Annotated in this window: 18 protein-coding genes; 7 read left to right on the forward strand and 11 right to left on the reverse strand. The window is 69.7% G+C overall.

Translation table 11 applies throughout. The features are described from left to right. Window positions 1–12: 12 nt before the first annotated feature. Window positions 13–480 carry a MarR family winged helix-turn-helix transcriptional regulator gene (locus FFS23_RS01415; protein WP_137897125.1) on the reverse strand — a complete coding sequence of 156 codons (468 nt, stop codon included), beginning with the start codon at window positions 478–480 and terminating at the stop codon, window positions 13–15. Window positions 481–605: 125 nt separating this feature from the next. On the opposite strand from FFS23_RS01415, the gene FFS23_RS01420 reads away from it, so the two are divergent. From FFS23_RS01420 to FFS23_RS01450, 7 genes are all read left to right on the forward strand, one after another. Continuing rightward, window positions 606–1,076 carry a MarR family winged helix-turn-helix transcriptional regulator gene (locus FFS23_RS01420; RefSeq protein ID WP_137897126.1) on the forward strand — a complete coding sequence of 157 codons (471 nt, stop codon included), beginning with the start codon at window positions 606–608 and terminating at the stop codon, window positions 1,074–1,076. A 72-nt stretch (window positions 1,077–1,148) separates the two neighbouring features. After that, a complete protein-coding gene (locus FFS23_RS01425) occupies window positions 1,149–2,570 on the forward strand; it encodes an aldehyde dehydrogenase (protein ID WP_137897127.1) in 1,422 nt (473 codons plus the stop codon). 63 nt (window positions 2,571–2,633) lie between these two features. Then, entirely contained in the window at window positions 2,634–3,473 is an 840-nt protein-coding gene (locus tag FFS23_RS01430) for a p-hydroxycinnamoyl CoA hydratase/lyase (RefSeq protein ID WP_137897128.1), read from the forward strand. An 11-nt stretch (window positions 3,474–3,484) separates the two neighbouring features. Continuing rightward, window positions 3,485–5,623, forward strand: coding sequence for an acetate--CoA ligase family protein (locus FFS23_RS01435; RefSeq protein ID WP_137897129.1), 2,139 nt, complete (start codon window positions 3,485–3,487; stop codon window positions 5,621–5,623). A 74-nt stretch (window positions 5,624–5,697) separates the two neighbouring features. After that, window positions 5,698–6,960: an MFS transporter gene (locus FFS23_RS01440; RefSeq protein ID WP_137897250.1), complete on the forward strand. Its 1,263-nt coding sequence runs from the start codon at window positions 5,698–5,700 to the stop codon at window positions 6,958–6,960. Between the two features lie 40 nt (window positions 6,961–7,000). Beyond that, window positions 7,001–7,450 carry a MarR family winged helix-turn-helix transcriptional regulator gene (locus FFS23_RS01445; RefSeq protein WP_137897130.1) on the forward strand — a complete coding sequence of 150 codons (450 nt, stop codon included), beginning with the start codon at window positions 7,001–7,003 and terminating at the stop codon, window positions 7,448–7,450. A 65-nt stretch (window positions 7,451–7,515) separates the two neighbouring features. Next, window positions 7,516–8,589, forward strand: a complete 1,074-nt coding sequence (locus FFS23_RS01450) for an aromatic ring-hydroxylating dioxygenase subunit alpha (RefSeq protein WP_137897131.1) — start codon at window positions 7,516–7,518, stop codon at window positions 8,587–8,589. Here FFS23_RS01450 and FFS23_RS01455 read toward each other — a convergent pair. From FFS23_RS01455 to FFS23_RS01500, 10 genes are read right to left on the reverse strand one after another with little or no spacing between them, the layout of a single operon-like run. After that, entirely contained in the window at window positions 8,538–9,659 is a 1,122-nt protein-coding gene (locus FFS23_RS01455; RefSeq protein ID WP_137897132.1) for a CapA family protein, read from the reverse strand. The genes FFS23_RS01450 and FFS23_RS01455 overlap by 52 nt on opposite strands. Further along, window positions 9,656–10,843 (reverse strand): CaiB/BaiF CoA transferase family protein, encoded by a 1,188-nt coding sequence (locus tag FFS23_RS01460; RefSeq protein ID WP_137897133.1) that lies wholly within the window; start codon window positions 10,841–10,843, stop codon window positions 9,656–9,658. Before FFS23_RS01460 ends, FFS23_RS01455 begins: the two co-directional genes overlap by 4 nt. Then, window positions 10,840–12,027, reverse strand: coding sequence for a CaiB/BaiF CoA transferase family protein (locus FFS23_RS01465; RefSeq protein ID WP_137897134.1), 1,188 nt, complete (start codon window positions 12,025–12,027; stop codon window positions 10,840–10,842). Before FFS23_RS01465 ends, FFS23_RS01460 begins: the two co-directional genes overlap by 4 nt. Beyond that, complete coding sequence (locus tag FFS23_RS01470) at window positions 12,024–14,369, reverse strand: 2-hydroxyacyl-CoA dehydratase family protein (RefSeq protein ID WP_137897135.1); 2,346 nt, start codon at window positions 14,367–14,369, stop codon at window positions 12,024–12,026. Before FFS23_RS01470 ends, FFS23_RS01465 begins: the two co-directional genes overlap by 4 nt. Then, window positions 14,369–15,619 carry a CaiB/BaiF CoA transferase family protein gene (locus FFS23_RS01475; RefSeq protein ID WP_137897136.1) on the reverse strand — a complete coding sequence of 417 codons (1,251 nt, stop codon included), beginning with the start codon at window positions 15,617–15,619 and terminating at the stop codon, window positions 14,369–14,371. The genes FFS23_RS01470 and FFS23_RS01475 overlap by 1 nt, the downstream gene beginning before the upstream one ends. Continuing rightward, complete coding sequence (dctP, locus tag FFS23_RS01480) at window positions 15,612–16,682, reverse strand: TRAP transporter substrate-binding protein DctP (RefSeq protein ID WP_137897137.1); 1,071 nt, start codon at window positions 16,680–16,682, stop codon at window positions 15,612–15,614. The genes FFS23_RS01475 and dctP overlap by 8 nt, the downstream gene beginning before the upstream one ends. Beyond that, entirely contained in the window at window positions 16,679–17,983 is a 1,305-nt protein-coding gene (locus FFS23_RS01485) for a TRAP transporter large permease (protein WP_249340470.1), read from the reverse strand. Before FFS23_RS01485 ends, dctP begins: the two co-directional genes overlap by 4 nt. Further along, window positions 17,980–18,537 (reverse strand): TRAP transporter small permease, encoded by a 558-nt coding sequence (locus FFS23_RS01490; RefSeq protein ID WP_137897138.1) that lies wholly within the window; start codon window positions 18,535–18,537, stop codon window positions 17,980–17,982. Before FFS23_RS01490 ends, FFS23_RS01485 begins: the two co-directional genes overlap by 4 nt. A 37-nt stretch (window positions 18,538–18,574) precedes the next feature. Next, window positions 18,575–21,361, reverse strand: a complete 2,787-nt coding sequence (locus tag FFS23_RS01495) for a TonB-dependent receptor domain-containing protein (RefSeq protein ID WP_137897139.1) — start codon at window positions 21,359–21,361, stop codon at window positions 18,575–18,577. A 37-nt stretch (window positions 21,362–21,398) separates the two neighbouring features. Further along, a complete protein-coding gene (locus tag FFS23_RS01500) occupies window positions 21,399–23,159 on the reverse strand; it encodes a CocE/NonD family hydrolase (protein ID WP_137897140.1) in 1,761 nt (586 codons plus the stop codon). Between the last annotated feature and the right edge of the window lie 214 nt (window positions 23,160–23,373).

The following is a 23,373-nucleotide window of genomic DNA, read 5'->3' on the forward strand; positions in this document are numbered from 1 at the left end:
CGTCCGTGCCGTCTAATTCCCCTGCCGGAAGCAGGAGTGATAGATGCGATCGAGCAGGCCGCTGAGCACCTGAAGGTCGTCGGGGCCGAGCGCGTTGAGCACGTCGCGCTCGACGGTTTCGAGCCGCGCGAACAGCCGGTCGAGCGCCGCCTCGCCCTCGGCGGTGACGTAGAGCGCGTGGCGCCGGCGGTCGGCGGTCAGCCGGCGGCGCTCGGCGAGGTGGAGGCGTTCGAGATCGTCGATCACTGCCACCGCGGCCGATTTGTCGAGCCCGACCTCGCGCGCCAGCGTGCCCTGCGACAGGCCGGGATTGGCGGCGATCACCGCCAGCGCCGAGAATTCGCCGGGCCGCAATCCGAGCGCGACGCTCTCCGCCGTGAATGCGCCGGAGAGGTAATTTTGGATGCGGCGAAGCCGGAAGCCGATGAAATTGCCGAGGCGGCCGAGCGACAGCGGCTCTTCAAGCGCAGGAACGGGCATAGCCCCCGGCTGTAAGCGCTGATCCCTTCGAGACAAGCCGGAACCGTGCACCGGTGCATCCGCACCCTTCGGCGCCCCCGCGGCGACGTTGTCAGGCGGCGGCCATGATCCTATCAGCTTCGCCAATGGAAACAGGCACAACGGATCATGCGACCGAGGCGGACGAAGTCAGGCTGAACGTTCTCGATACGCTGGTCGGCTATCACCTCCGCCGCACCTCGTCGCTGTTCGCCGCCGATTTCGCCGAGGCGCTCGGCGATCTCGGCATCCGGCAGGTGCTGTTCGGCATCCTATCGACGATCCGCGACAATCCCGGCATCAACCAGGGTGCGGCGGGCAAGGTGCTCGGCATCCAGCGTCCCAATATGGTCAGCCTGGTCAACGATCTGGTCGACCGCGGGCTGATCGAGCGGCGGGTCGCGCGCGACGACCGCCGCGCCTTCGAACTGCAGCTGACGCCGGCGGGCGCGGTGCAGATCGAGACCGCGCTGGAGCGGATCCGTGAGCATGAGGACCTGCTGCTGCGCGACCTTACCGCAGACGAACGGCAGATGCTGATCGCGCTGCTGACGCGGATCGAGCGGACGCGCGACTGATCGTGTAAAATGCCGCTTGCCCCGGTCGCCGGTTTAGGTATGCTCCATAACAAATAAGATGCAGGAGCGGACATGTCGACGGCAGCGACCTTGGAACGGCCCACTTTCACGCGCCACAATCCGGTGACCGGCGAGGTCGCGACCAGCGCGCCCGCGCAATCCCCCGCCGATGCCGTCGCCGCCTGCGCCGCCGCCGCCGCGGCCTTCGAAAGCTGGAGCCAGACCGGCCCGACCGCGCGTCGCGCCGCGCTAAACCGCGCCGCGGCGGCGCTCGAGGCGCGCGCCGATGCCTTCGTCGCGGCGATGATGGGCGAGATCGGCGCGACCGAGGGCTGGGCGCGGTTCAACCTGATGCTCGCCGCCGGCATGATCCGCGAGGCGGCGGCGCTGACCACGCAGATCGGCGGCGAGGTCATCCCCTCCGACAAGCCCGGCTGCATTGCGATGGCGCTGCGCGAGCCCGCCGGCGTGGTGCTCGGCATCGCGCCGTGGAACGCGCCAATCATCCTCGGCGTGCGTGCGCTGGCGGTGCCGCTCGCCTGCGGCAATACGGTGGTGCTCAAGGCGTCGGAGCAATGCCCGCGCACGCATCAACTGATCGTCGAGGCGCTTGCCGAGGCGCTGCCTGACGGCGTCGTCCAGATCGTCAGCAACGCGCCGGCGGATGCGGGCGAGGTGGTCGGTGCGATGATCGACCATCCCGCAGTGCGGCGGATCAATTTCACCGGATCGACGCATGTCGGCCGGATCATCGCCAAACGCTGTGCCGAACAGCTCAAGCCGGTGCTGCTCGAACTCGGCGGCAAGGCGCCGCTGCTGGTGCTTGAGGACGCCGACCTCGACGAGGCGGTCAAGGCGGCGGCGTTCGGCGCGTTCATGAACCAGGGCCAGATCTGCATGTCGACCGAGCGGATCATCGTCGTCGATGCCGTCGCCGATGCGTTCGCCGAGAAGTTTGCCGCCAAGGTCAAGACGATGCCGGTCGGCGATCCGCGCGCCGGGCAGGCGCCGCTGGGCGCGGTGGTCGATCGCAAGACGGTCGACGGCGTGCGCGCGCTGATCGACGACGCGCTGGCGGGCGGTGCGCGGCAGCTGGTCGGCGGCGACGCGGACGGCGTGCTGATGCCGGCGCATGTCATCGATCACGTCACGCCGGCGATGCGCCTGTTCCGTGACGAGAGCTTCGGCCCGGTCGTCGGCATCATCCGCGCCGCCGACGAGGCGGAGGCGATCCGCCTCGCCAACGACAGCGAATACGGTTTGTCGGCGGCGGTTTTCACCCGCGACACCGCGCGCGGCCTGCGGGTCGCGCGGGCGATCAAGTCCGGTATCTGCCACGTCAACGGCCCGACCGTACACGACGAGGCGCAGATGCCGTTCGGCGGTACCAAGGGTTCGGGCTACGGTCGCTTCGGCGGCCGCGCCGGCATCGACTCCTTCACCGAATTGCGCTGGGTTACGATCGAGACGCAGCCCGGCCACTTCCCGATCTGATCCTACAATACCCTGTTCCCGAAAACCCCGCGACGCGATCCGCGGCGCTTGGAGACCTGTGTCATGAGCATCGAACGTACCGAAGAGGAAACCGTCGCCGTCACCGTCGAGGACGGCGTCGCCTGGGTCAGCTTCAACCGACCCGAGAAGCGCAACTGCATGAGCCCCAAGCTCAACCGGCAGATGATGCGGGTGCTCGACGATCTGGAGTTCCGCGACGACGTCGCCGTGCTGGTGCTGACCGGCGAGGGCACCGCCTGGTCGGCTGGCATGGACCTCAAGGAATATTTCCGCGACACCGAGGCGCTGGGCCTTGCCGGGACGCGCGCGGCGCAGCGCGAGAGCTACGGCTGGTGGCGCCGGCTGCGCTGGTATCAGAAGCCGACGATCGCGATGGTCAACGGCTGGTGTTTCGGCGGCGGCTACGGCCCGCTATTCGCCTGCGACCTCGCCTTTGCCGCCGACGAGGCGCAGTTCGGGCTCAGCGAGATCAACTGGGGCATCCTGCCCGGCGGCGGCGCCACCAAGGTCGCGGTCGAGCTGCTGTCGTTCCGCCGCGCCATGTATCACGCGATGATGGGCGAGAATGTCGACGGGCGCACCGCGGCGGAATGGGGCCTGGTCAACGAGTCGCTGCCGCTTGCTGATCTCAAGGCGCGCGTCACCGAGGTGGCGCAGGTGCTCAGGCAGAAGAACCCGGTCGCGCTCAAGGCGACCAAAGACGCGGTGCGCCGCGTTGGCGTGATGACCTATGACGAGGCGGAGGATTATCTGATCCGCGCACAGGAGGCGGCGAACAGCTACGACAACGAAGGGCGAAAGGAGGGCATCCGGCAATTTATCGACGACAAGAGCTACAAACCCGGCCTGGGCGCCTATGATAAGTCCAAGACGCGCGGCTGAGGAGCGAGACGATGTCGATCGATGCCCCGGCACCGTCCACCACTCCGTCGCCGTCGATCGCCCGGCTGTTGCGCCCGCGATCGGTGGCGATCGTCGGCGCTTCGGACAAGCCGGGCGCACTCGGCGCGGCGGTGCTCGCCAACCTCGATCGTCATCGCTTCGACGGGGCGGTCCATCTCATCAACCCGCGGCGGGAGGAGATCGGCGGGCGGCGCTGCCTGCCGTCGATCGCGGCGTTGCCGGACGGCGTCGACGTTGCGGTGCTGGCGATCCCGCGGGCCGGCGTGCTCGACGCGGTGCGCGAGCTGGCGGCGCGCGGTGTCGGCGCGGCGGTGATCTTCTCCGCCGGCTTTGCCGAGGGCGGCGCGGCGGGGCTCGCCGAACAGGCGGAGATCGGCCGCATCGCCCGCGCCGCCGGGATGGTGGTCGAGGGGCCGAATTGCCTCGGCATGGTCAACCATCTCGACGGCGTGCCGCTGACCTTCGTCGAAACGGTGGCGACGCCGCCCGCGCCGGGGCGAGTGGGGATCGGCATCGTCTCGCAATCGGGCGCGATGGCGGCGGTGCTCGGCACCGTCTTCGCCGCCCGCGGGCTCGGCCTGACCTTCTCGGTGTCCACGGGCAACGAGGCGGCGAGCGGCGTCGAGGATTATGTCGATTATCTGGTCGGCGAGCCCGGCACGCGCGTGATCGCGATGATCGTCGAACAATTCCGCCAGCCGCAACGCTTTCTTGCCGCGGCGCGTGCCGCGCAGGCGGCGGGCAAGACGATCGTGCTGCTCCACCCCGGCACGTCGAGCGCCGCGCGTGAGAGCGCGGCCACGCACACCGGTGCGATGGCGGGCGACCACGCAGTGATGCGGCTGCTCGTCCGCCAGGCGGGCGTCGTTCTCGCCGAGACGCTGGAGGAACTGAGCGACGTCGCCGAAATCGCGCTGCGCTGCCCGCGGCTGCCGACGGGCGGCACCGCGGTGCTGGGCGAATCGGGCGCGTTCAAGGCGCTGATGCTCGACCTCGCCGAAGCGCTCGACCTGCCGCTCGCCGCGCTCGGCGACGACACGGCGCCGGCGTTGCGCGCGGCGCTGCCCGAATTCGTCGGGGTGAGCAATCCGCTCGACCTGACCGCACAGGGGCTGGTCGATCCCGATCTCTATACCCGCACGCTCGCCGCGCTGTTCGCCGACGATCGCGTCGGCACGATCCTGATCGGGCTGATCCAGACCGATCCGGTGACGATGGCGATCAAGCTGCCGCCGATCCTCGCCGCGCTCGGCGACGGCGCCGACAAGCCGGTGATCTATGCCGGGCTCGACGAGGGCGCCCCGATCGGAGAGGATGCCATCACCGCGCTGCGGGCGCGCGGCGTGCCGTGCTTCCCGTCGAGCGAGCGCGCGTTGCGGGCGATCGCCCGGCTGGTCGATGCCTCCGCTCCGACGGCGCGCGTGCCGGCGGCGGCGGTTGCGCTCGCGCTGCCCGGGGCGGGCGTCGTCGTCCCCGAACATGCCGCCAAGGCGCTGCTCGCCCCCTGCGGCTTCCCCTTTCCGCCCTCGCGCCTCGCGACGAGCCGCGACGCCGCCTGCGCGGCGGCGGAGGCGCTCGGCTATCCGGTGGTGCTCAAGGCGCAATCGGCGGCGCTGAGCCACAAGAGCGATGCCGGCGGCGTCATCCTCAACCTCGCCGACAGCGCGGCGGTCGCCGCCGGCTGGGACCGGATGGTCGCCGATGTCGGACGCTACCTGCCCGGCGTCGCGCTCGACGGCATCCTTGTCGAGGCGATGGGCGCGCGCGGCACGGAGATGATCGTCGGAGCGCGCAACGATGCCGACTGGGGTCCCGTCATCCTCGCCGGCTTCGGCGGGGTGCAGGCGGAGGTGCTCAAGGATGTGCAACTGTTCGCGCCGACGATGAGCCACGCCCAGGTCGTCGCCGGATTGTGCCAATTGCAGGCCGCGGCGTTGCTCGACGGCTGGCGCGGCGCGCCCGCGCTCGACGTCGCGGCGCTGGCCGATCTGGTACTGCGCCTCGCCGACGTGATGGTCGCCAATCCGCGCATCCGCGAGGTCGATCTCAATCCGGTGATCCTCCACCCGATCGGCGCCAGCACCAGTCTGGTGGCGCTCGACGCGTTGATCGGGGTGGAGTCCAGCTGACAGGGGGTAGACGGGTGACGGCGACGGCGACGGGCAGCGGGATCGATCCCCGCCATACGATCGAGACCGGAGCGATGCACTGGCGACAGCTCGTCGCGATCGCGCTGTGCGTGCTGCTCAACGCACTCGACGGGTTCGACGTGCTGGCGATCAGCTTCGCCGCGCCCGGCATCGCCGCCGAATGGCGGGTCGACCGCGCCGCGCTCGGCGTCGTGTTGTCGATGGAGCTGTTCGGCATGGCGGCGGGATCGGTGCTGCTCGGCCGGGTCGCCGACCGGATCGGCCGGCGGCCGGTGATCCTCGCCTGTCTTGCGATCATGGCGGCGGGGATGGCGCTGGCGCCGCTCGCCGGCGGGATCGTCGCGCTGTCGCTGGTCCGACTCGTCACCGGCCTCGGCATCGGCGGCATGCTCGCCACCACCAATGCGATGGTTGCCGAACAGGCCAATGCGCGCAGCCGTTCGCTCGCGGTGACGATCATGGCGGCGGGCTATCCACTCGGGGCGATCGTCGGCGGAACGATCGTCTCGGCGCTGCTGGCGGGCGGCGGCTGGCGCGATGTCTTCGTGTTCGGCGCGATCGTCAGCGCCGCCTTCCTGCCGCTGGCGTGGTGGCTGCTGCCCGAGACGATCGGCTATCTGATCGAGCGGCAACCGCGTGAGGCGCTAGCGCGGGTCAACGTCTTGCTTGCCCGACGCGGCGCTCCGCCGCTGGCCGCGCTGCCCGTGATGACGGGTGAGACGGCGCGCAGCGGCTGGCGTATGCTGTTCGCGCCCGGCCTGGCCGCCACCACTTTGCTGCTGACGCTCGCCTATCTCGCGCACATCATGACCTTCTACTTCACGCTCAAGTGGATCCCCAAGATCGTCGTCGATCTCGGGCATCCGGCGGCGGTGGCGGGCGGCGTGCTGGTCTGGGCGAACGTCGGCGGGCTGAGCGGCGCGGTGCTGCTCGGCCTGCTGTCGAAGCGCTGGCCGGTGCGGCCGCTGGTGCTGGCGGCGCTGGTCGGCGCGGTGGCGAGCGTCGTCGTCTTCGGCCGCGCGGCGGGTGATCTCGATACGCTCAAGCAGGCGGCCGCCCTGGTCGGCATATTCACCAACGCCGCGGTGGTCGGCCTCTATGCGCTGGTCGCGGACTCCTTTCCGGTCGCGGCGCGCGGCAGCGGCACCGGCTTCGTCATCGGTGTCGGGCGCGCCGGTGCGGCGCTCGGCCCGATCGTCGCCGGGCTGCTGTTCGCCGCCGGCGGCAATCTCGCGCTGGTCGCCGAATGTATGGCGGGGGGATCGGCGATCGCCGCGCTCGCCTTGCTGGCGCTGCGCCGGCGCGCGGTCGCGTAGGGCGCTTGTCGGCGCGGGGCCGAGCCGGCATGCCGGTACGATGCCCCAGCTCGATCTCGACCGCTACGTCCCCTTCTTCCTGTCGTCGATCGGCAACAAGCTGTCGCGCGGTGCCTCACGTATCTACCTGGCGAAGTTCGGCGTCGGCGTGAACGAATGGCGGCTGCTCGCCAACCTCAAGGTGCGCGGCACCGCCAGCGCCGGCGCGATCTGCGAGGCGAGCGGTATCGACAAGGCGGCCGCCAGTCGGGCGACCGGGCGGCTGCAGGCGCTCGGCCTCGTCCGGGCCGTACCCGACCGCGCCGACGCGCGCAGTCGCGCGCTGTCGCTCACCCCGGCGGGGGAGGCGATGCACGATGCCATCATCCGCATTGCGCTCGACCGCGAACGCGCGCTGCTCGCCGGGCTCGACGGGGCGGAACGCGACCAGCTGATCGCCTTGCTCGGCAAATTATACGCCAACGTCGATCGACTCGATCAGAATAGTTGACATCGCAACTATGTCGGCAGACCATCGTCGTGCTTCCGCCAGAGAAGCGCACAATGGAGAGCGTGATGTTTCTGCAAGACCGCTGGTATGTCGCCGCCTGGGACCATGAGGTCGACCGTCAGCCGATGGCCCGGACGATCTGTGGTGAGCCGGTGGTGATGTACCGCAAGTTCGACCGGTCGATCGCCGCGCTGCACGATGCCTGCCCGCACCGCATGCTGCCGCTGTCGATGGGTCTCAAAGAAGGCGACAATCTCCGCTGCCGCTATCACGGCATGCTGTTCGATCCCGACGGCGCAGTGCTTGAGATGCCGATCAAGAGCGAACGGCCCAATCAGGCGCTGTGCGTGCGCCGCTATCCGGTGGTCGAGCGGCATCGCCTCATTTGGGTGTGGATCGGCGACCCGGCGCGCGCCGACGAATCCCTCGTGCCCGATTTCTGGCCCTGCTCGCACCCCGACTGGACGTTCGACGGCGGCTATTATCCGATCGCCTGCGATTACCGGCTGGTGATCGACAATCTGATGGACCTGACGCACGAAACCTACACGCATCAGGGATCGATCGGTCAGCCCGAGCTGATGGAGGCGGCGATCGAGACCGAGGTGCGCGGCGAGGAGGTGTTCGTCACCCGCTGGATGCCCCGGGTCCATGCGCCGCCCTTCTGGCGCGATGCGTTGAAGCAGGACGGGCCGGTCGATCGCTGGCAGATCTGCCGCTTCATCGCGCCCTCGTCGATCCTGATCGATGTCGGCGTCGCGCCGGTCGGGGCGGGGGCGACGATCGCGGATCACGATCAGGGCGTGCGCGGCATGGTGATCGATGCGCTGACCCCGGAGAGCGAGACGACCACCCATTATTTCTGGGGCATGGCGCGCAATTTCGACATCCGCGATCAGGGCTTTACCGAACGGTTCAAGGCGCAGCAGGGCCGGGTGTTCGCCGAGGACGTCGAGGTGCTTGAGGCGCAGCAGCGCTCGATCGAGCGCAATCCGGGGATGAAGCTGCGCGGCTTCTCGATCGATGCCGGCGGCGTGCGCTCGCGCCAGATGCTGGCGCGGCTGATCCGCGCGCAGCAGGGGGAGGCTCAGCCGCTGCCGCCCTCGCTCAGCACTACCCAGTCGCCCGCCCACGTATAAATCAGCGGGGGGAGGCCGGCGGCGACGCCGATCGCGTCGATATAGCGGGCGACGGCCTCCGCCCGCTGCCCGGTTGCCGGCTCCGGGCGGCCGGGCGGGGCGCTCCACATCGGGCGGAAGCCGGCCTCGATCCGGCCGTCATCGCCTATCCGCAGCCGCGCGATCAGGCCGTTGACCGCTTCGGGATGGAAGGGCGCGAGCGGATAGGCGGGGTCGGGCTCGAAGCCGAACATCCGCTTGCGCCGCTCCGCCCATGCGGCGCGCGCGGGATGATCCTGCGCCGGGCTGAGCGCATGCGTGACGACCACGCCGTTGCCGAGGCCGTGGAAGATCGGCCGGCCGCGGTGGAACTCGATGCCGCGGGCGATATGCGCGTGATGGCCGACGACCGCATCCGCGCCCGCATCGATCGCGGCGCGGGCGAGCGGGCGTTCGTAGGGGGCGAGCGCGGCGGGGCGGTGGGTGATGCCCTTGTGCAGCGCGACGATCACGATGTCGGCGTCGCGACGAACCGCGGCGATCGCCGCCTGCATCCGTGCAACCGAGGCGGGATCGGCATCGGTCAGCTCGGCCTGCGGACGCGCCGGGCCGCCGTCCGCCGCGGCGACGCGGACATAGGCGCATCCGGCGCGGTCCTCGTCCGCCCAGGCGATCTCCGGACCGACGCAATTGTAGCTGAGCAAGGCGATCCGGCGGCCGTCGCGGACGACGATCGCCGGGGCCTCGGCGGTCGCGCGATCGCGGTCCGCGCCGGCATGGGCGATACCGAGCCGGTCGAGCTCGGCGACGGTATCGGCGATGCCGACCGCACCGCAATCGGCGATATGGTTGCCCGCCATTGACAGCAGCCGCACGTTCGCCCGCGCGATCGCGGCGAGGTGCGCCGGGTCCGCTCCCGGCGCGGGAACGTCGCCGGACAGCTCCTCGCCGCGATGGGTGTGCGGCACCTCGAGATGGCCGATGGCGAGATCGGCCGCGCGCGTCACCGCGGCGACGCCGCCGATCCAGTGATCGGGGTCGGGCACGTCGAGGATGATGTCGCCGAGCATCATCAGGTCGAAGCGGCTCATGCCACCACCCCGTCGCGGCGCAACTCGCTGATCTGTGCGGCGTCGAGGCCGATTTCGCCGAGCACCGCGTCGCTGTGGCTGCCGAGCACCGGCACGGTCGCCGGCGGGTGATCCGCCGTGGCGAAACCGGCGCCGACCACTGCCAGCGGCCGGTCCCAGCCGGGCAGCACCACCGGATGCAACGTGCCGCGCTCGGCAAGATGCGGATGCTGCGCGATCTCGCCGACCTCGCGCAGCATCGCCACCGGCACGCGTGCTGCGGCGAGCCGCGCCTCCAGCGCCTCCGCCCGCCAGCCGGCGAGCGTAGCGGTCAGCCAGTCGCGCAGCGCGTCATAATGCGCGACACGCGCGTCATGCGTCGCAAAGCGCGGATCGGTTGCCATGTCCGGATAACCGAGCACCGCGAACAGCGTCTCGACCTGCTGCTGGTTGTTGGCGCCGAGCGCGATCCACCCTTCCGCTGTCGGGTAGAAATCGGCGGTGGCGACGAGGCGGAAGCCGCGGTTGCCGGTGCCACCCGGCGTCCGCCTGGTATAGGAATGGACCGAGACGCTGGTGTTGACCAGCTTCAGCGCCGCGTCGAGCATCGCCACGTCGACATGCTCGCCGATGCCGGTGCGGTCGCGCCGTCGCAGCGCTGCGAGCAAGCCGATCGTGGCGAGATAGCCGGTGAAGCCGTCGACGATCGGCAGGCCGATCTTCTTGGGACCCTTGGCATCGGCGTTGAGCAGTGCGATCCCCGACATCGCCTGTGCGATATGGTCATAGGCGCCGCGATTGGCGAGCGGCCCGGTCTGGCCGAAGCCGGTGATCGAGACGAGCAGCAGCCGCGGGCAGCGGGCGTGCAGCGCGTCGAAGCCGAAGCCGAGCCGGTCGAGCACGCCGGGGCGGAAATTCTCGACGAGGACGTCGGCGCGCTCGATCAGCCGCCACAGCACCTCACGGCCCGCCGCGGTCTTGAGGTCGAGCGCGAGCGAGCGCTTGCCCGCGTTCATCGCCGCGAACGGGATGCTCACCATCGGCTCGCCGCCATGTTCGGTATAGTGGCGTAAGCCGTCGCCGGTCACGGGCGGCTCGACCTTGACGACGTCCGCGCCCAGTTCGACCAGCATGTTGGTGCAGGTCGGCCCGGCGATCGCGTGGCTGAGATCGACGACGCGCAGGCCGTCGAGGGCGTCGATCATGGCATGCTCCTGTCGCCGGTGAAGACGCCGGCGTCGGCGAGCGCCCGTTGCGCCGCGGCGTCGAGGCCGAGTTCGGCGAGGATGTCGGTCTGCTCCGCACCGGGCAGGCCGGCGGGGCGATGCACCGGCGCGTCGATGCCGGCGATGTGGAACGGCGTGCCGATCTGCTCGACCGCTCCGTCACCGACCGGCAGCGTGACGTGCATGCCGCGCGCCGCCGCATGCGGGTGGCGCAACGCCTCGGCGGGGGTGAGCAGCGGCATCGCCTGCGTGTCCGCGGCGGCGAGCAGGTCGAGCCAGGCGTCGCGCGGGCGGGTGCGGAACAGCGCGGCGAGGTCGTCGTGCATCCCCGGATGCGCGTCGCCGTCGAACTGCCGCGCGGCATAGTCGGGGCGGCCGACAGCGTCGCAGAAACGCTGCCAGTAGCGCGGCTCCATGTCGGTGGTGCACAGCCACAGGTCGTCGGCGCAGCGCCAGACGCCGCCCTTGGGATGCCAGCGGCCGTCGACGGCGGGGAGGGTATCGGGTGCGGCGCGGCCGAGCGCGACCGCGATCAGCGGCATCGCCGCATCGGTCATCGCGATATCGACTTGCGTGCCCGTGCCGGTCTGCGCGCGCTGCTGCAGCGCGACGAGCATCGCGATCGTCGCATGCGATCCGGCGAGCACGTCGGCGACCTGCACGCCGGGCAGGGTCGGCGTCGCGGTGCCGTTGAGGCGGGACAGCGCCCCGGCAAGCGCGAGCGCGGCAGGATCGTGTCCGGCGCGGCCGTGCAGCGGACCGGTCTGTCCGGCGAAGGACACCGAGCAGTAGATCAGCCGCGGGTTGATCGCCGCGAGCGTGTCATAGCCGAGCCCCATCGCCGCCATCACGCCGGGCCGGTAATCCTCGACCAGGATATCGGCACGGGCGACGAGCGCGTGCAGCACCGGCTGCGCGGCGGGATGGCCGGGATCGATCACGATCGAGCGCCGGTTGCGCCAATAGGACGGGCGGGCGCGGCGTAGCCGTGCCGCCTCGGGTTCGTCGTCGTGGCCGAACATCCGCGCATGTTTGGCGAGCTCGCGTGGGTTCTCGACGCGGATCACGTCGGCGCCCATGTCGCCGGCGATCCAGCCGGGATAGGCGCCGGGCAGAAAGCGTGAGAAGTCGAGCAGGCGCAGCCCGGCGAGCGGCGCGGTCATGCCGGCGCCCCGCTGCGCCGCGCCTCGGCGCGGCGCGTCGCCGGACCTTCGATGAAGGCGGCGATCCGTCGATCGAGCGCATCGGCGGTGTCCGCATCCATCGCGAAATTGTCGATGCCGAGTTCGAGCACCGGTATCCCCGCGGCGGCGAGCGCGCGCAGCACGAACGGATCGGCATCGGCGAGCGCCACCGCGCCGTCGACCTGATGCGACTGCGCCTCATGGACGTGCCACGGCCCGGCCCAGCTCGGCATGCGCAACTCGTCGCCCATCGTCAGGAAACGTGCCGCGAGCGAGCGCATCGGATCGCGGCCGCGATCAAAGCGGCGGATATAGCCGTCCGCGGCGAGCGCGAGATACATCGACCAGACGAACACCGCGCCATGGCTCTCCTCCCAGCGCTGGTAGAACGCCGTCTCGCTCCACAGGCCGCGACCGACCCACATCAGCCGGACGCGCTCGTTCGGCACGGCCGCCGCCCCGGCAGCGACGCGGGCGGCGACTTCCTCGTAGAAGGCGCGGGCGGCGTCGCGTGCCCAGACGGTGCCGCGGTGCCATTGCGGCACCATCGTTGCCGGCATCGAATCGACGATGCTGATCGGTGCGGGAACGCTGCGCGCGACGAGGTCGCGAGTGCGGCGGTAATAATCCTCCTGCTCGTTGACGAGGTCGAGCACCGCGACGAACCGTGCCTCGTCGAAGACGCGGCCGGTCGCCGCCTCCAGCGCCGCGACGACATCGCGCAGCTCGCTGACCAGCAGGTCGATCCGCTCGGCCTCGAGTGCCTCGTCCCAGCGGTCGGGCAGCACCTCCCACCAGCGCGTCTCGATGTCGAGCCGCGGATCGACGGTCCGTTCATAGAGGAAGGCGCGGGCACCGGTCCACTCGGCCCAGGCGTCGAAGATGCCGATCGTCGCATCGCTCGATCCGACCGCGTGAAGCGAATCGGGATGCGGCAGGCCACCCCATACCCCCTCGTCGTCCATCGCCGCGGCGAGGCCCTGCGCGCTATACGCCTCGACGTCAGTCGGATAGCCGGCGTCGCGGAGCAAAGTGCGATAGCGTTGCGTCTGCTGCTTGGCGGCGACGATCGACGCCCACCATTGGTTGACGACGAACGGTACGTCGAGCGCGCGCAGGATTTCTTGCGGCGCATTGGCATTGACCATCGCGAAGGGCGCGCCCGCGGCGACCTGGGCGCGCAGATCGGCGAACCAGTCGCGCTGATAGGCACCGAAGCCGGCGAGCGCGGCCAGCGACTTGCGGCTGCGCGGCGGCGGCGCGGCGGCCGGCCGCGCCGGGGCAGGGTCGGCGGCGGGTGGTCCGTCGAGCGTCCGCCGCGTCAGCGTCATGCCGTCGGGCAGCGCGCGGGCGATCGCCGGCGCGGCCCAGGCGGCGGCCTCGTCGGCGTCGATCGTCAGGTGGACGATCGCGGTCGCCCCGCAGGCGACGGCGCGCGCGACGATCGCTGCGGCGTCGGCAGCAGGGCGGCGCGCGGCGAGTGGCGCGAAGGCGGGCGCGGCAGCGGCGGCACGGGTGGCAGGCAGGGCGGCGAGCAGGCGGCGATCGCCCCAGTCGTGATCGTCGCCGACGATCGTATCGCCGTCCGCCTCCAGCTCGCGATAGGCCGCGTCCGTCTCGGGTGCGCTGCCGGTGACGAAGACGCGCCGGCCGACGGCGATCCTGGGTAGGGGATCGAGCGCGTCGAGGTGGCGGGCGAGTTCGGCGGGGGGCAGGATCGTGCTCGCGCCGATGATTCGCAGTCGATCGCTGCCGCGCAACTGCGTCTCCGCCAGCGCGCCGATGCGCGCGCACACCGCCTCGTCCTCCGCAGCAGCCTGCGCCAACGCGGCATCGTCGGGCGCGCGTCCGCCCAAGGCGATCAGCCATGCGTCGAGCTGCGCAAGCCGCGCCGCATTGTAGCGGTGCGAGGCGGGACGATCGTGGTGGAGCAGGTCGAGCAGGTGAAACTGCGCCGGCGCAGTTTCGCCGAGGCGGCGGCGCTCGCGCAGCGCGGCGAAGATCTGCGCCTGTTCGGCATCGGCGCGGGTGATCAGCACCGGCGCGTCACGGCGGTCGGTGGCGAGCAGCCGCTCGACCAGCCGATGCGCTCGCCGCCGCCCGCTCGCCGCACCCATCACCGCATCCGCGATCGGAGTCGCCTCGCCGCGCGACGGCGCGAGGCGGACGGGCGCGAAGCCCGCTGCGCGCAACCAGGTGAAGGGTGCGTCGCTGCCGATCGTGCGGATGACACATGCGCCCTCCGCGGCGAGGCGATCCGCGACCGTATCGGGATCGGCATAAGCGGCGGCGATGGCGGCGAGCGCGGCGGGGGCGTCCATCAGATCACGCCCGCATCGCCGAGCGCGCGCAACCGCTCCTCGTCATAGCCGAGCAAGTCGCGGAAGACGTCGCGGTTGTGATCGCCGATGCCGATCGGCAGCGTCGCGTCGAACCCGGTGCTCGCCGCCGAAAAGCGGATCGGGATACCCGCGGTACGCAGCTCCGACTGATGCGGATAGCGGGGGTGTGCGATCGGCATCGTCTCGCCGCGTCCCAACACGCGCGGATCGCTCAGCGCCTCTTCCGGGTGACGCACCGGCGCGACTGGCACGCCTTCGACCTCGAGCCGCGCCACCGCCTCGTTCACCGAAAGCGTGCGCGACCAAGCGGTGATCGCCGCCTCCAGCACCGGCGCGTTGGCGACGCGCGAATCACGGCTGGCGAAGCGCGGGTCGGCGGCGAGTTCGGGCTGGCGCATCGCACGGAACAGCCCCTGCGCCAGCTTCTCGTGCACCGCGACGATCGCGACATAGCCGTCGGCGCATTCGAAAACGCCGAACGGCGACAGCCGCTGGACGGTAAGCCCGGTCCGTGCCGGCATCCCCGCGGCGGCGAGGGCCGACCAGTTCTCGATCGCGACGAACGAGGTCAGCGCGCCGAGCATCGAGACGTCGACATGCTGGCCGACGCCGCTGCGGTGCCGCTGTTCGAGCGCGGCGAGAATGCCGATCACCGCGAACACCGGCGCGAGCATGTCGGCGATCGGAATGCCCATCCGCACTGGCGGCGTATCGGGGGCGCCGCTGGTGTACATCGCCCCCGACAGCGCCTGGATGATCACGTCCATCGCTTTGCCGCCCTCCGGCGCGTCGGCGCCGAAGCCGGATAGCGAACAATAGATAATGCCCGGATTGGCCTCGCGCGCGACGGCATAGCCGATGCCGAGCCGGTCGGCGGTGCCAGCGGTGAAATTCTCGACAACGATGTCGGCGGTGCGGCATAGGTCGGCGAACACCGCCTGCGCGCCGGGCGCCTTAAAGTTGAGCGAAACCCCCTTCTTGCCGCGCGCCCGCGACAGATGCGAGATCGACACATCGTCGTCGTGCGCGCGCTCGACGGTGACGCCGTTGCGGCCGACATAAGGGCTGTTCTCCCTCGCGAGGTCGCCGCCACGCGGATCCTCAATCTTGATCACCTCGGCACCGAGGCCAGCGAGCAGCAGCGTCGCATAGGGTCCGGCGAGGGCGCGGGTGAGGTCGATGACACGCAGGCCCTCCAGCGGGCGCGGCGGAATGGAGGTATCAGTCATGGGCACCTTGCGGGTCGGAGGAAGGGCAGGCGGTAGGCGCGCCGGAGCGGTGCGCCGCGATCAGACGCTGCGCGGCGGTGAACAGCGGCGTGCCGTCGCGGCCGTAGTGGCCGAGGTCGCGTGCGATCCGCGCGGCATTGGCGTTGTAGAGCGTGTCGAACCGGTGCTGGTCGGCGGGGTCGATCGGCAGGAAGGCGACGCCATGGCTTTTGCCGAAGGCGATGCCGGCGCGTTCGGCGGTGTTGATCTCGTCGATCAGCGCCGCTTCCCACACGCGCTCACTGTCGGCGAGCAGGCGCTGCAGATCGGGCGGCAGCGTCCGCCAGCGGCGCAGGCCGATCGCCCGTGCTGGATAGGAGCCGCGGCTCACCTTGAGCGTGGTGAAGAAGCGCGCGACCTCGGCGAAATGGAGGCTCTTGAGCGTATCGGCGGGCGCGACCACACCGTCGATCACCCCCTTGGCGAGCGCCGAATAAACGTCCGCCATCGGCATATCGACCGGATCGGCCCCGAGCGCGCGCAGCACCTCAAGATTCTCCGCCGGCGCGCGCAGGCGCAGGCCGCGCAGGTCGGCGAGGCGGCGGATCGGCCGGTCGCGGGTGAGAATGCCGGGAAAGTTGCCGGGCTGAACGGCGAGCACGCGCAGGCCGTGCAGCTCGGCGTCGAGCGCTGGGAAATTCGCGGCAAGGCACTGATACACGGCAATCTGTTCGGGCATCGACGCGACGCCGCCGTAGAAGCCGGCCTGCGCGCGCTGGGTATGCGCGCCGCCGCGAGTGTAGATCGGCGTGATCAGGCCGATGTCGGCGACACCGTGGCGGATCTCCTCCATACTCTGGTCGCTCGACAGCAGCGCGCCGGCCCAGAACGGTTGGATGCGCAGCCGCCCGGCCGAGGCCTGTTCGACATGGCGCATCCAGCGGATGTCGGCGCGGCTGAACGGATGGCCGGGCGGATAGGGGCTGGCATAGGTCAGCGTCGTCACGCCGGCCAGCGGGGCGGGCGCCGCACCACAGGCTGCGAGCAGCCACAGCGCGGCGAGGGCGGCGAGTTGTCGGATCATGCGAGCGCTCCGGGCAGCCACAGCACCACCGCCGGCACCGCGATCAGCAGCGCGAGATGCAGGAAGTCGGCGAGTAGGAAGGGGACGATGCCGCGGAAGATCGTGCCGAGCGGAATGTCGCCGGCGATCCCCTGGATGACATAGACGTTGAGCCCGAGCGGCGGGTGGACGAAGCCGATCTCCATCGTCCGCACCAGGAAGATGCCGAACCAGATCGGGCTCAGCCCGAGCTGGTGGACGATCGGCAGGAAGATGGGCGTGGTGAGTAGCATCAGCGCGAGGCCGTCGAGGAACGAGCCGAGCAGCAGCAGCACCAGCGCCATGGCGATGATCGCGATCGTCGGCCCGGCGTCGAGCCCGGCGACGAGGTTGGACAGCATCGCGGCGATGCCGGTGACGCTGATGAAGGTCGCGAACAGCAGCGCGCCGATCACGACGATATAGATCATGCCGGTGGTGCGCAGCGTCGCCTCCAGCGCGCCGCTCACCGCCACGCGGGTCAGCCGGCCGCGCTTCCAGCACAAGGCCAGCGCGGCGACCGAGCCGACCGAGGCGGCCTCGGTCGGGGTAAACCAGCCGACGAAAAGGCCGCCGATGACGAATACGATCAGCAGCCCGACGTCACCGATCTTGCGCAGCGCCGGCCAGCGCTCGCGCCACGGCGCCCGCGCTGCCGGCGGCCCGAGGTCCGGGCGGAGGCGGCAGAGCAGGGCGATCGTCGCGATGTAGAACAGCGCCTGGGTGATGCCTGGCACGATCGCGGCGGCGAACAGCTTGCCGATCGACTGTTCGGCGATGATGCCGAACACGATCAGCGCGCCCGACGGCGGCACCAGCGAGCCCAGCGTCCCGCCGGCGGCCAGTGCGCCGGTGGCGAAGGAGGGGGCGTAATTCGCCTTGCGCATCTCGGGCAGCGCGACCGAGGTGATCGTTGCCACCGTGGCAAGGCTCGACCCGCTGATCGCGCCGAAGCCGGCGCAACCGCCGATCGACGCCATCGCCAGCCCCCCGCGGCGATGACCGATGAAGCGCGCCGCCGCGTCGAAGAAGTCTCGGCTGGCGCCGGCGGCGAAACAGAGATGCGCCATCAGCACGAACAACGGCAGCACGCCAAGTTCGTAGCGCGAGATCGTGTCGAAGGTGACGACACCGACCTTGATCAGCGCCGCCTCTGGCGACAGCAGCAGCGTCAGCCCGATGCCGCCGACCAGCGCCAGCCCGACGCCGATCGGAATGCCGAGCGCGAGCAGTGCGAGCAGCACGAGAATGCCGCCGCCGCCGATCCATTCGGGCGCGATCACGACCGGGCTCCACGCAGCGCCCGGCCGGCAAAGATCAGCGCGGTGGCGATCGCACCGGCAATCCAGGCGGCGCGCAGCCAGCGTAGCGGGATATGGAGGATCTCCGTCAGCTCGAACGCCGACCACAGATCGGCGAGCAGCCAAGCCGAACCAAGCGCGATCCACAGGAAGATTAACGCGCTGACCGCATCGGCGCCGCGCAGCAGCCGGGTCGATGCGGCGGCCTGCAGCCGTTCTAGCAGGATGTGCACCCGGGCGTGACCATCGACGATCGTAGTGAGCAGGATCGCGCTGGTCGCGACCAGCACGATACAGGCCTGGACGATCTCAATGGCGCCGAACAGCCGGATGCCGGCGTGGCGGCCGGCGACGGCGAGCGCGTCGGTTGCCATCGCACCGAGCAGCCCCGCCGACCCGATCGCGAGCATCGCCCGGGCCAGCCGTGACGTGCCCCGCGTCGCCTCCGGTGCGGGCTCGAGGTCCGCGGTGACGAGCGGCACGCGCGGCTCAGGCGCGGCGGGGGCGCGGTCTGCGGGGCTTGGGTGATTGGTCACGTCAGTCTCCGCAGGGATCGGGCAGCCCGGGTCATCGTCAGAAGCGCTTGCGCAGCGTCACCGCGATCTCGCGCCCGACGGGATTGGCGGCGGTGGCGTCATAGCCGCCGCTGCCGTTGATCGTCGGCGCGAAATCGAGGAACGGCGGCTTGCGGTCGAACAGGTTGAGCGCATCGAACGAGACGCTGAAGCCGCCGGCGAAGAGGCTGCGGCTCGCCGTATTGCCGACGTCGAAGGTCACGCCGAGGTCGACAGTGGTATAGCTCGCCACCTTCTGCACGCCGTTATTAGGTAATGTGTTGTTGTCGTAGCCGCCGACATGATTGACGGTAAGCCGCGTGTTGGCGCCTTCATAGGCCCAGTAAAGACTGCCGCGACCTTTGAACTTGAGCGGGTTGAACACGGTGTTGCGGCGATCGATCAGGTCGCCCGCTGGGGTGATCGCGCTGCGATAGCGGGTCAGATAGGTGGCGTTGGCGTTGAGCGTGAAGCGGCCCGCGTTGTTGGTGTCGAACGTATAGCTTGCGACCGCGTCGATGCCGCTGGTCTTCGATCGGCCGAGGTTCTGGGTTCGGCCGTCGATGAATAGGGTCGGATTGGCGGGCAGCACGCCGCGCGCGATCGTGATGCCCTGCGCGAGCAGCTCCTGCACGCGCGCCGCGGCGGCGGCGCCGCGCAGGATGACGCCGGTGCCGGCGAATTGCGCCTCACGGCTGAGGATGGCGAGATCGCCGAGGTAGCTGTCGACCTGGCCGGTGTAGTTGACGTCGAAATAGGTCAGGCTGAGACGTCCGCCGGGCAGCGGATCCCAGTCGAGGCCAGCCGACCAGGTGGTCGCCTCTTCCGGACGCAGCGCGGTATTGCCGCCCGAGAGCGCCGCCCCCTGGACGATTGCGCCGCCAAGCGCCGGATCGGCATAGGGCTGGACAAAGATGTTCGAGCTGTTGCCGTAAATCTGTGAGAAGAGCGGCGCGCGGAACGACGTGCCATAGCTGCCGCGGATTACCAGCCCGCGTAGCGGCGACCAGTTGGCGCCGAACTTGGGATTGGTGGTGCTGCCGACATCGCTATATTTGTCGTAACGGACCGCGGCAGTGAGTTCGAGCCGGCGCAGGCCGGGCAGCGCGTTGGCCGAACCGAAGATCGGCACGTACAGTTCGGCATAGCCGGAATCGACCTGCCGGTCATAGTCGCGGAAGGCGAGCGGGCTGGTGGGCGCGCCGCGCTGGATGCCGAGCGAGACCTCCAGCTCCTGCCGTTCATAGCCCGCGGCGAGCTTGACGCCGCCGCCGGGCAGATCGAACAACGTACCGTTGACCGTTGCCTCGACGCCGGTGAAGCGGTTGAGCGTCGGCGCGTTGAAGACCTGATCGTTGATCGCGGCGAGCACCGCCGCCGAGGTGCGGCCGAGGCCATAGGGATCGAAGGCGGTCGCCGGGTTCGAGCTGGCGAGCGCGGCGTTGAGCGCGGGCGTGTTGATGCCGTTGGGGGTGTTCGACACGTCGTCGTTGCGGCCGTAGATAACTTGCCCCTGCACCTCCCAGCCGCCGAACTTGGCGCGCAGGCCACCGGCGGTCTGCCAGCTCTCGGTTGAGCCGAACGACAGGTTGTTGGGCAGATCGTCGAGGCGGATCTGCACCGTCTCGGCGCCGGTGGTGCCAGGCGGGCGGGTGAAGAAGGCGTTGGTCCCCGGCACGCTCACCGTCGCGCCGGTATAGCCGCCGAACCGCTTGAACTGGCGTTTCGAATAATAACCGTCGCCGAACGCGTCGAGCCAGTTGGTGAGGTGGACGGTGAAGGTGGCGTTGGCGCTGTCGTAGCGCGTCTCCGGGAAAAGATCTTGGCCAGTGAAGCCTTCACAGAGATTAGCGGTACCGGGCACCAACTGTCCCGAGGTCGCCGGCGTCACGCCGCCCTGTGGGATTGCGTAATTCCGCCCGCCGACGGTGAGCGTGCCGGGATTGCATTGGTTTACGCGGAAGTCCCGGCCACCGTAGCGGCGCTGGTCACTGGTGAAGAAGTTGCGATCGTCACCCGACAGATTGCTGCGGAAAACATGTTCGTAGGCGACCATCACCTGGCCCCAGTCGCCGGTCTTGCCCGCGGCGATACCAAACTGGCTCTCATGGAAATTGCGGGCCGCGCCCACTCGCGCAATCGTCTCGATACCGTTGAGGGTGCGGCGCGGGATGAGATTGACGACGCCGGCGATCGCGTCGGAGCCGTAGACCGCGGAAGCGCCGTCGGCGACCACCTCGACGCGTTCGAGCCCGAGCGAGGGGATGATCGACGGATCGACCGATCGGCTGTTGTTGACGACGCGATGGCCGTCGAGGATCGTCAGTGTCGCATACGGGCCGATGCCACGGATGTTGATCGCGTTGCCGAAGGTGATGTTGCTGTTGCCGCCCGACTGGCCGCGCGAATTCTCCGATGTGCCGAGATCGAAGACCTGCGGAATCTCCTTGATCAGCCGGTCTGTGGTGACCGCGCCCGATGCCTCGATCGCGCGGCGGTCGATCGCGATGACGCTCGATCCGACCGGCGCGGCGCCGCGGATGCGGCTGCCAGTCACTACGATGTCGGCGGCGGGGACGTCCTCCGCGCCGATCGTCACCGGCCCAGCGGCGGCGGCGTCAGACTGAACCGAGGCGGGGGTACCGGTGCGGCCTTGCTGCGAGGCGATCGGGCCGTCGGCCGGTGCGGCGCTACCGTTGGGTGGCGGCGGTGTGTCCTGCGCGGCGGCAAGATTGCTCCAGCCGAGCGCGGCGAGCGCCACGCCGGAAACGAGGGCAAGGCGACGACGCGACGTGATGCGATGCATGATCCGTATCCTTGTTGAAGTCGGGCAGCCGGGAACGTCAGCGAAAGCGGACCGGCGCGGTGAAGGGGATGTCAATGTGCGAGGCGGCGCCGGTGGTGAGCGTCACCGTCCGCGCCAGCGCGTCGCGGATGGCGGGCAGATTGCGCTGGCGCGGGTCGGCACCGGTGATAGTCACGCGCAGCCGGTGCCCGGTTGGGATCGTATAGGCGCGCGGCGATAGCGCGAAGGCGAGCGTTTCCGCCCGGCCCGGCGTCGCCGGTGCGACATCGGCCTCGAGCCCGGAATGATAGGGCAGGTCGAGGTGGTTGTAGGGGGCGACACTGGTTTTTCGGTGGCTCATCGCCACCCGGCCGAAGGCGAGCATCGTCACCTTGCCCGCCGGGTCGACCGACTCGAGGTAGCCAAAGACGTTGCCGTCCGGTCGGTCGATCGCAGCCCGGACGGTGAGAACCGGAAAGCCCTCGATCGCCGCATCGGCGGCGAGCGGACGGCTGGTGAAGGTCAGACCCTTGCCGTCGAGCGGGCTCGGCCAGAACTGAAAGTAATCTTTTGTGGCAACGTCATAGTCGACGCGGAACGGGCGCGGTTTCGCGGCGCTCGCGCGTAAGCCGAGGCTGCCCGAATCCACCGCGGCGGGCGCATCATTAGGCGTGGCGTCGAGATAGAATGCGGTGCGGCGGATGCCGCTGCCGGGCAGGCGAGCGCGATGGACGAGCGTGCCGCTGCCCTGCCGTTCCTGCCACCAGCTATAGCGCGGCTCACGATCGATGCCGTTGTCGACGTCTTTCAGATAGCGATCGAAGAAGCGCTTCTGTTCGCCGACGATGTCGATCACCTTGGGTGGCTCGCAATGGCTGCCCGGCCCGACGATCAGCTTGGCGTCGAGATTGGCGGCGGCCTGGATGATCTGCTCGGTCGGCTCGTCGTTCCAATTTCCCCACAGATACCAGGCGAGCTGCGGGCTGCGCAGCGCCTTGAGATGGGTGTAGGGGCCGACCTCTTCCCAATAGCGGTTGCCGGTGAGCGGCGAGACGCTATCACGATACGGCATTCCCGCCCAGAGCGGCGCCATCGGCGTGTTGAGGGCATGGCCGGCGACCGCGGTGCGGAGCAATGTGCCGTCGCTATCTGCATCGACCGGCACGCTTGCCAGATCGACGTCGAGTGTCTCGTCGGGGCGGGTGTTGAATTGGGCGGTGATGCCGCCGTTGCGGACGAAGGCATATTTGTCGATGTCGGTCGCCGCGGCGAACACCGCCTTCAACGCCGGCGGTAAGGCACCCGCGACGAGCATCGCGCTGCCGCCAAGATATGAACAGCCGGTTATACCGACTTTACCGGTGGAATAAGGCCGGGTCGCTAGCCACTGGACGATGTCATAGCCGTCATGCGCCTCGGTCTGGTCGAGGAAGCCGCGGCGCGCGCCGAACGAGGCGCCCTTGCCGCGCACATCGGCGGTAGCGACGACATATCCGGCGTGAACGAGGCTGCGCAGCCCGAAGGTGGTCGAGTCGATCAGGTCGACGATAGCGCCGTCCTTGCGGTAGCGGGCGCGATAGGGGGTGAAGGCGAAGACAACCGGGAAGCGCCCGTTGCGGGCCGTGCCGCCGTCGGCGGGGCGATAGACGTTAACCGCCAGGCGGGTGCCGTCGCGTACCGGCAGGTAGAAGGACGAACGGAGCACCGACGGATCGTCGAGCACCGTCGCGATCACATCGGTCTGCGCCCCTGCGAGCGTCGCCAGCCCGACGATCCCGATCACTGCCGCACATGGCAGCGCATAGCGTAAAACCGCCATCGTCCTCTCCTATCCCGGCAGCTTCTGCGAGCGCCGTGGAACAAGAAAGACCACATTTCGTGGAGGTCCACAACTGTTATGTTGTAAAACCTTATTTCGCGCAGCTAACCACATGCCTGACCCCTGCAGGGCAAGCGCGGGTCACTGTGGCATGATCGATTTTATCAGCGTCAACACAACCTCTACCGGTTAGCTAACGCGGTACCAGGCCTAG

Origin of the sequence: Sphingomonas sp. 2SG (genome assembly GCF_005503285.1) — a bacterium.
GTDB lineage: Bacteria > Pseudomonadota > Alphaproteobacteria > Sphingomonadales > Sphingomonadaceae > Sphingomonas > Sphingomonas taxi.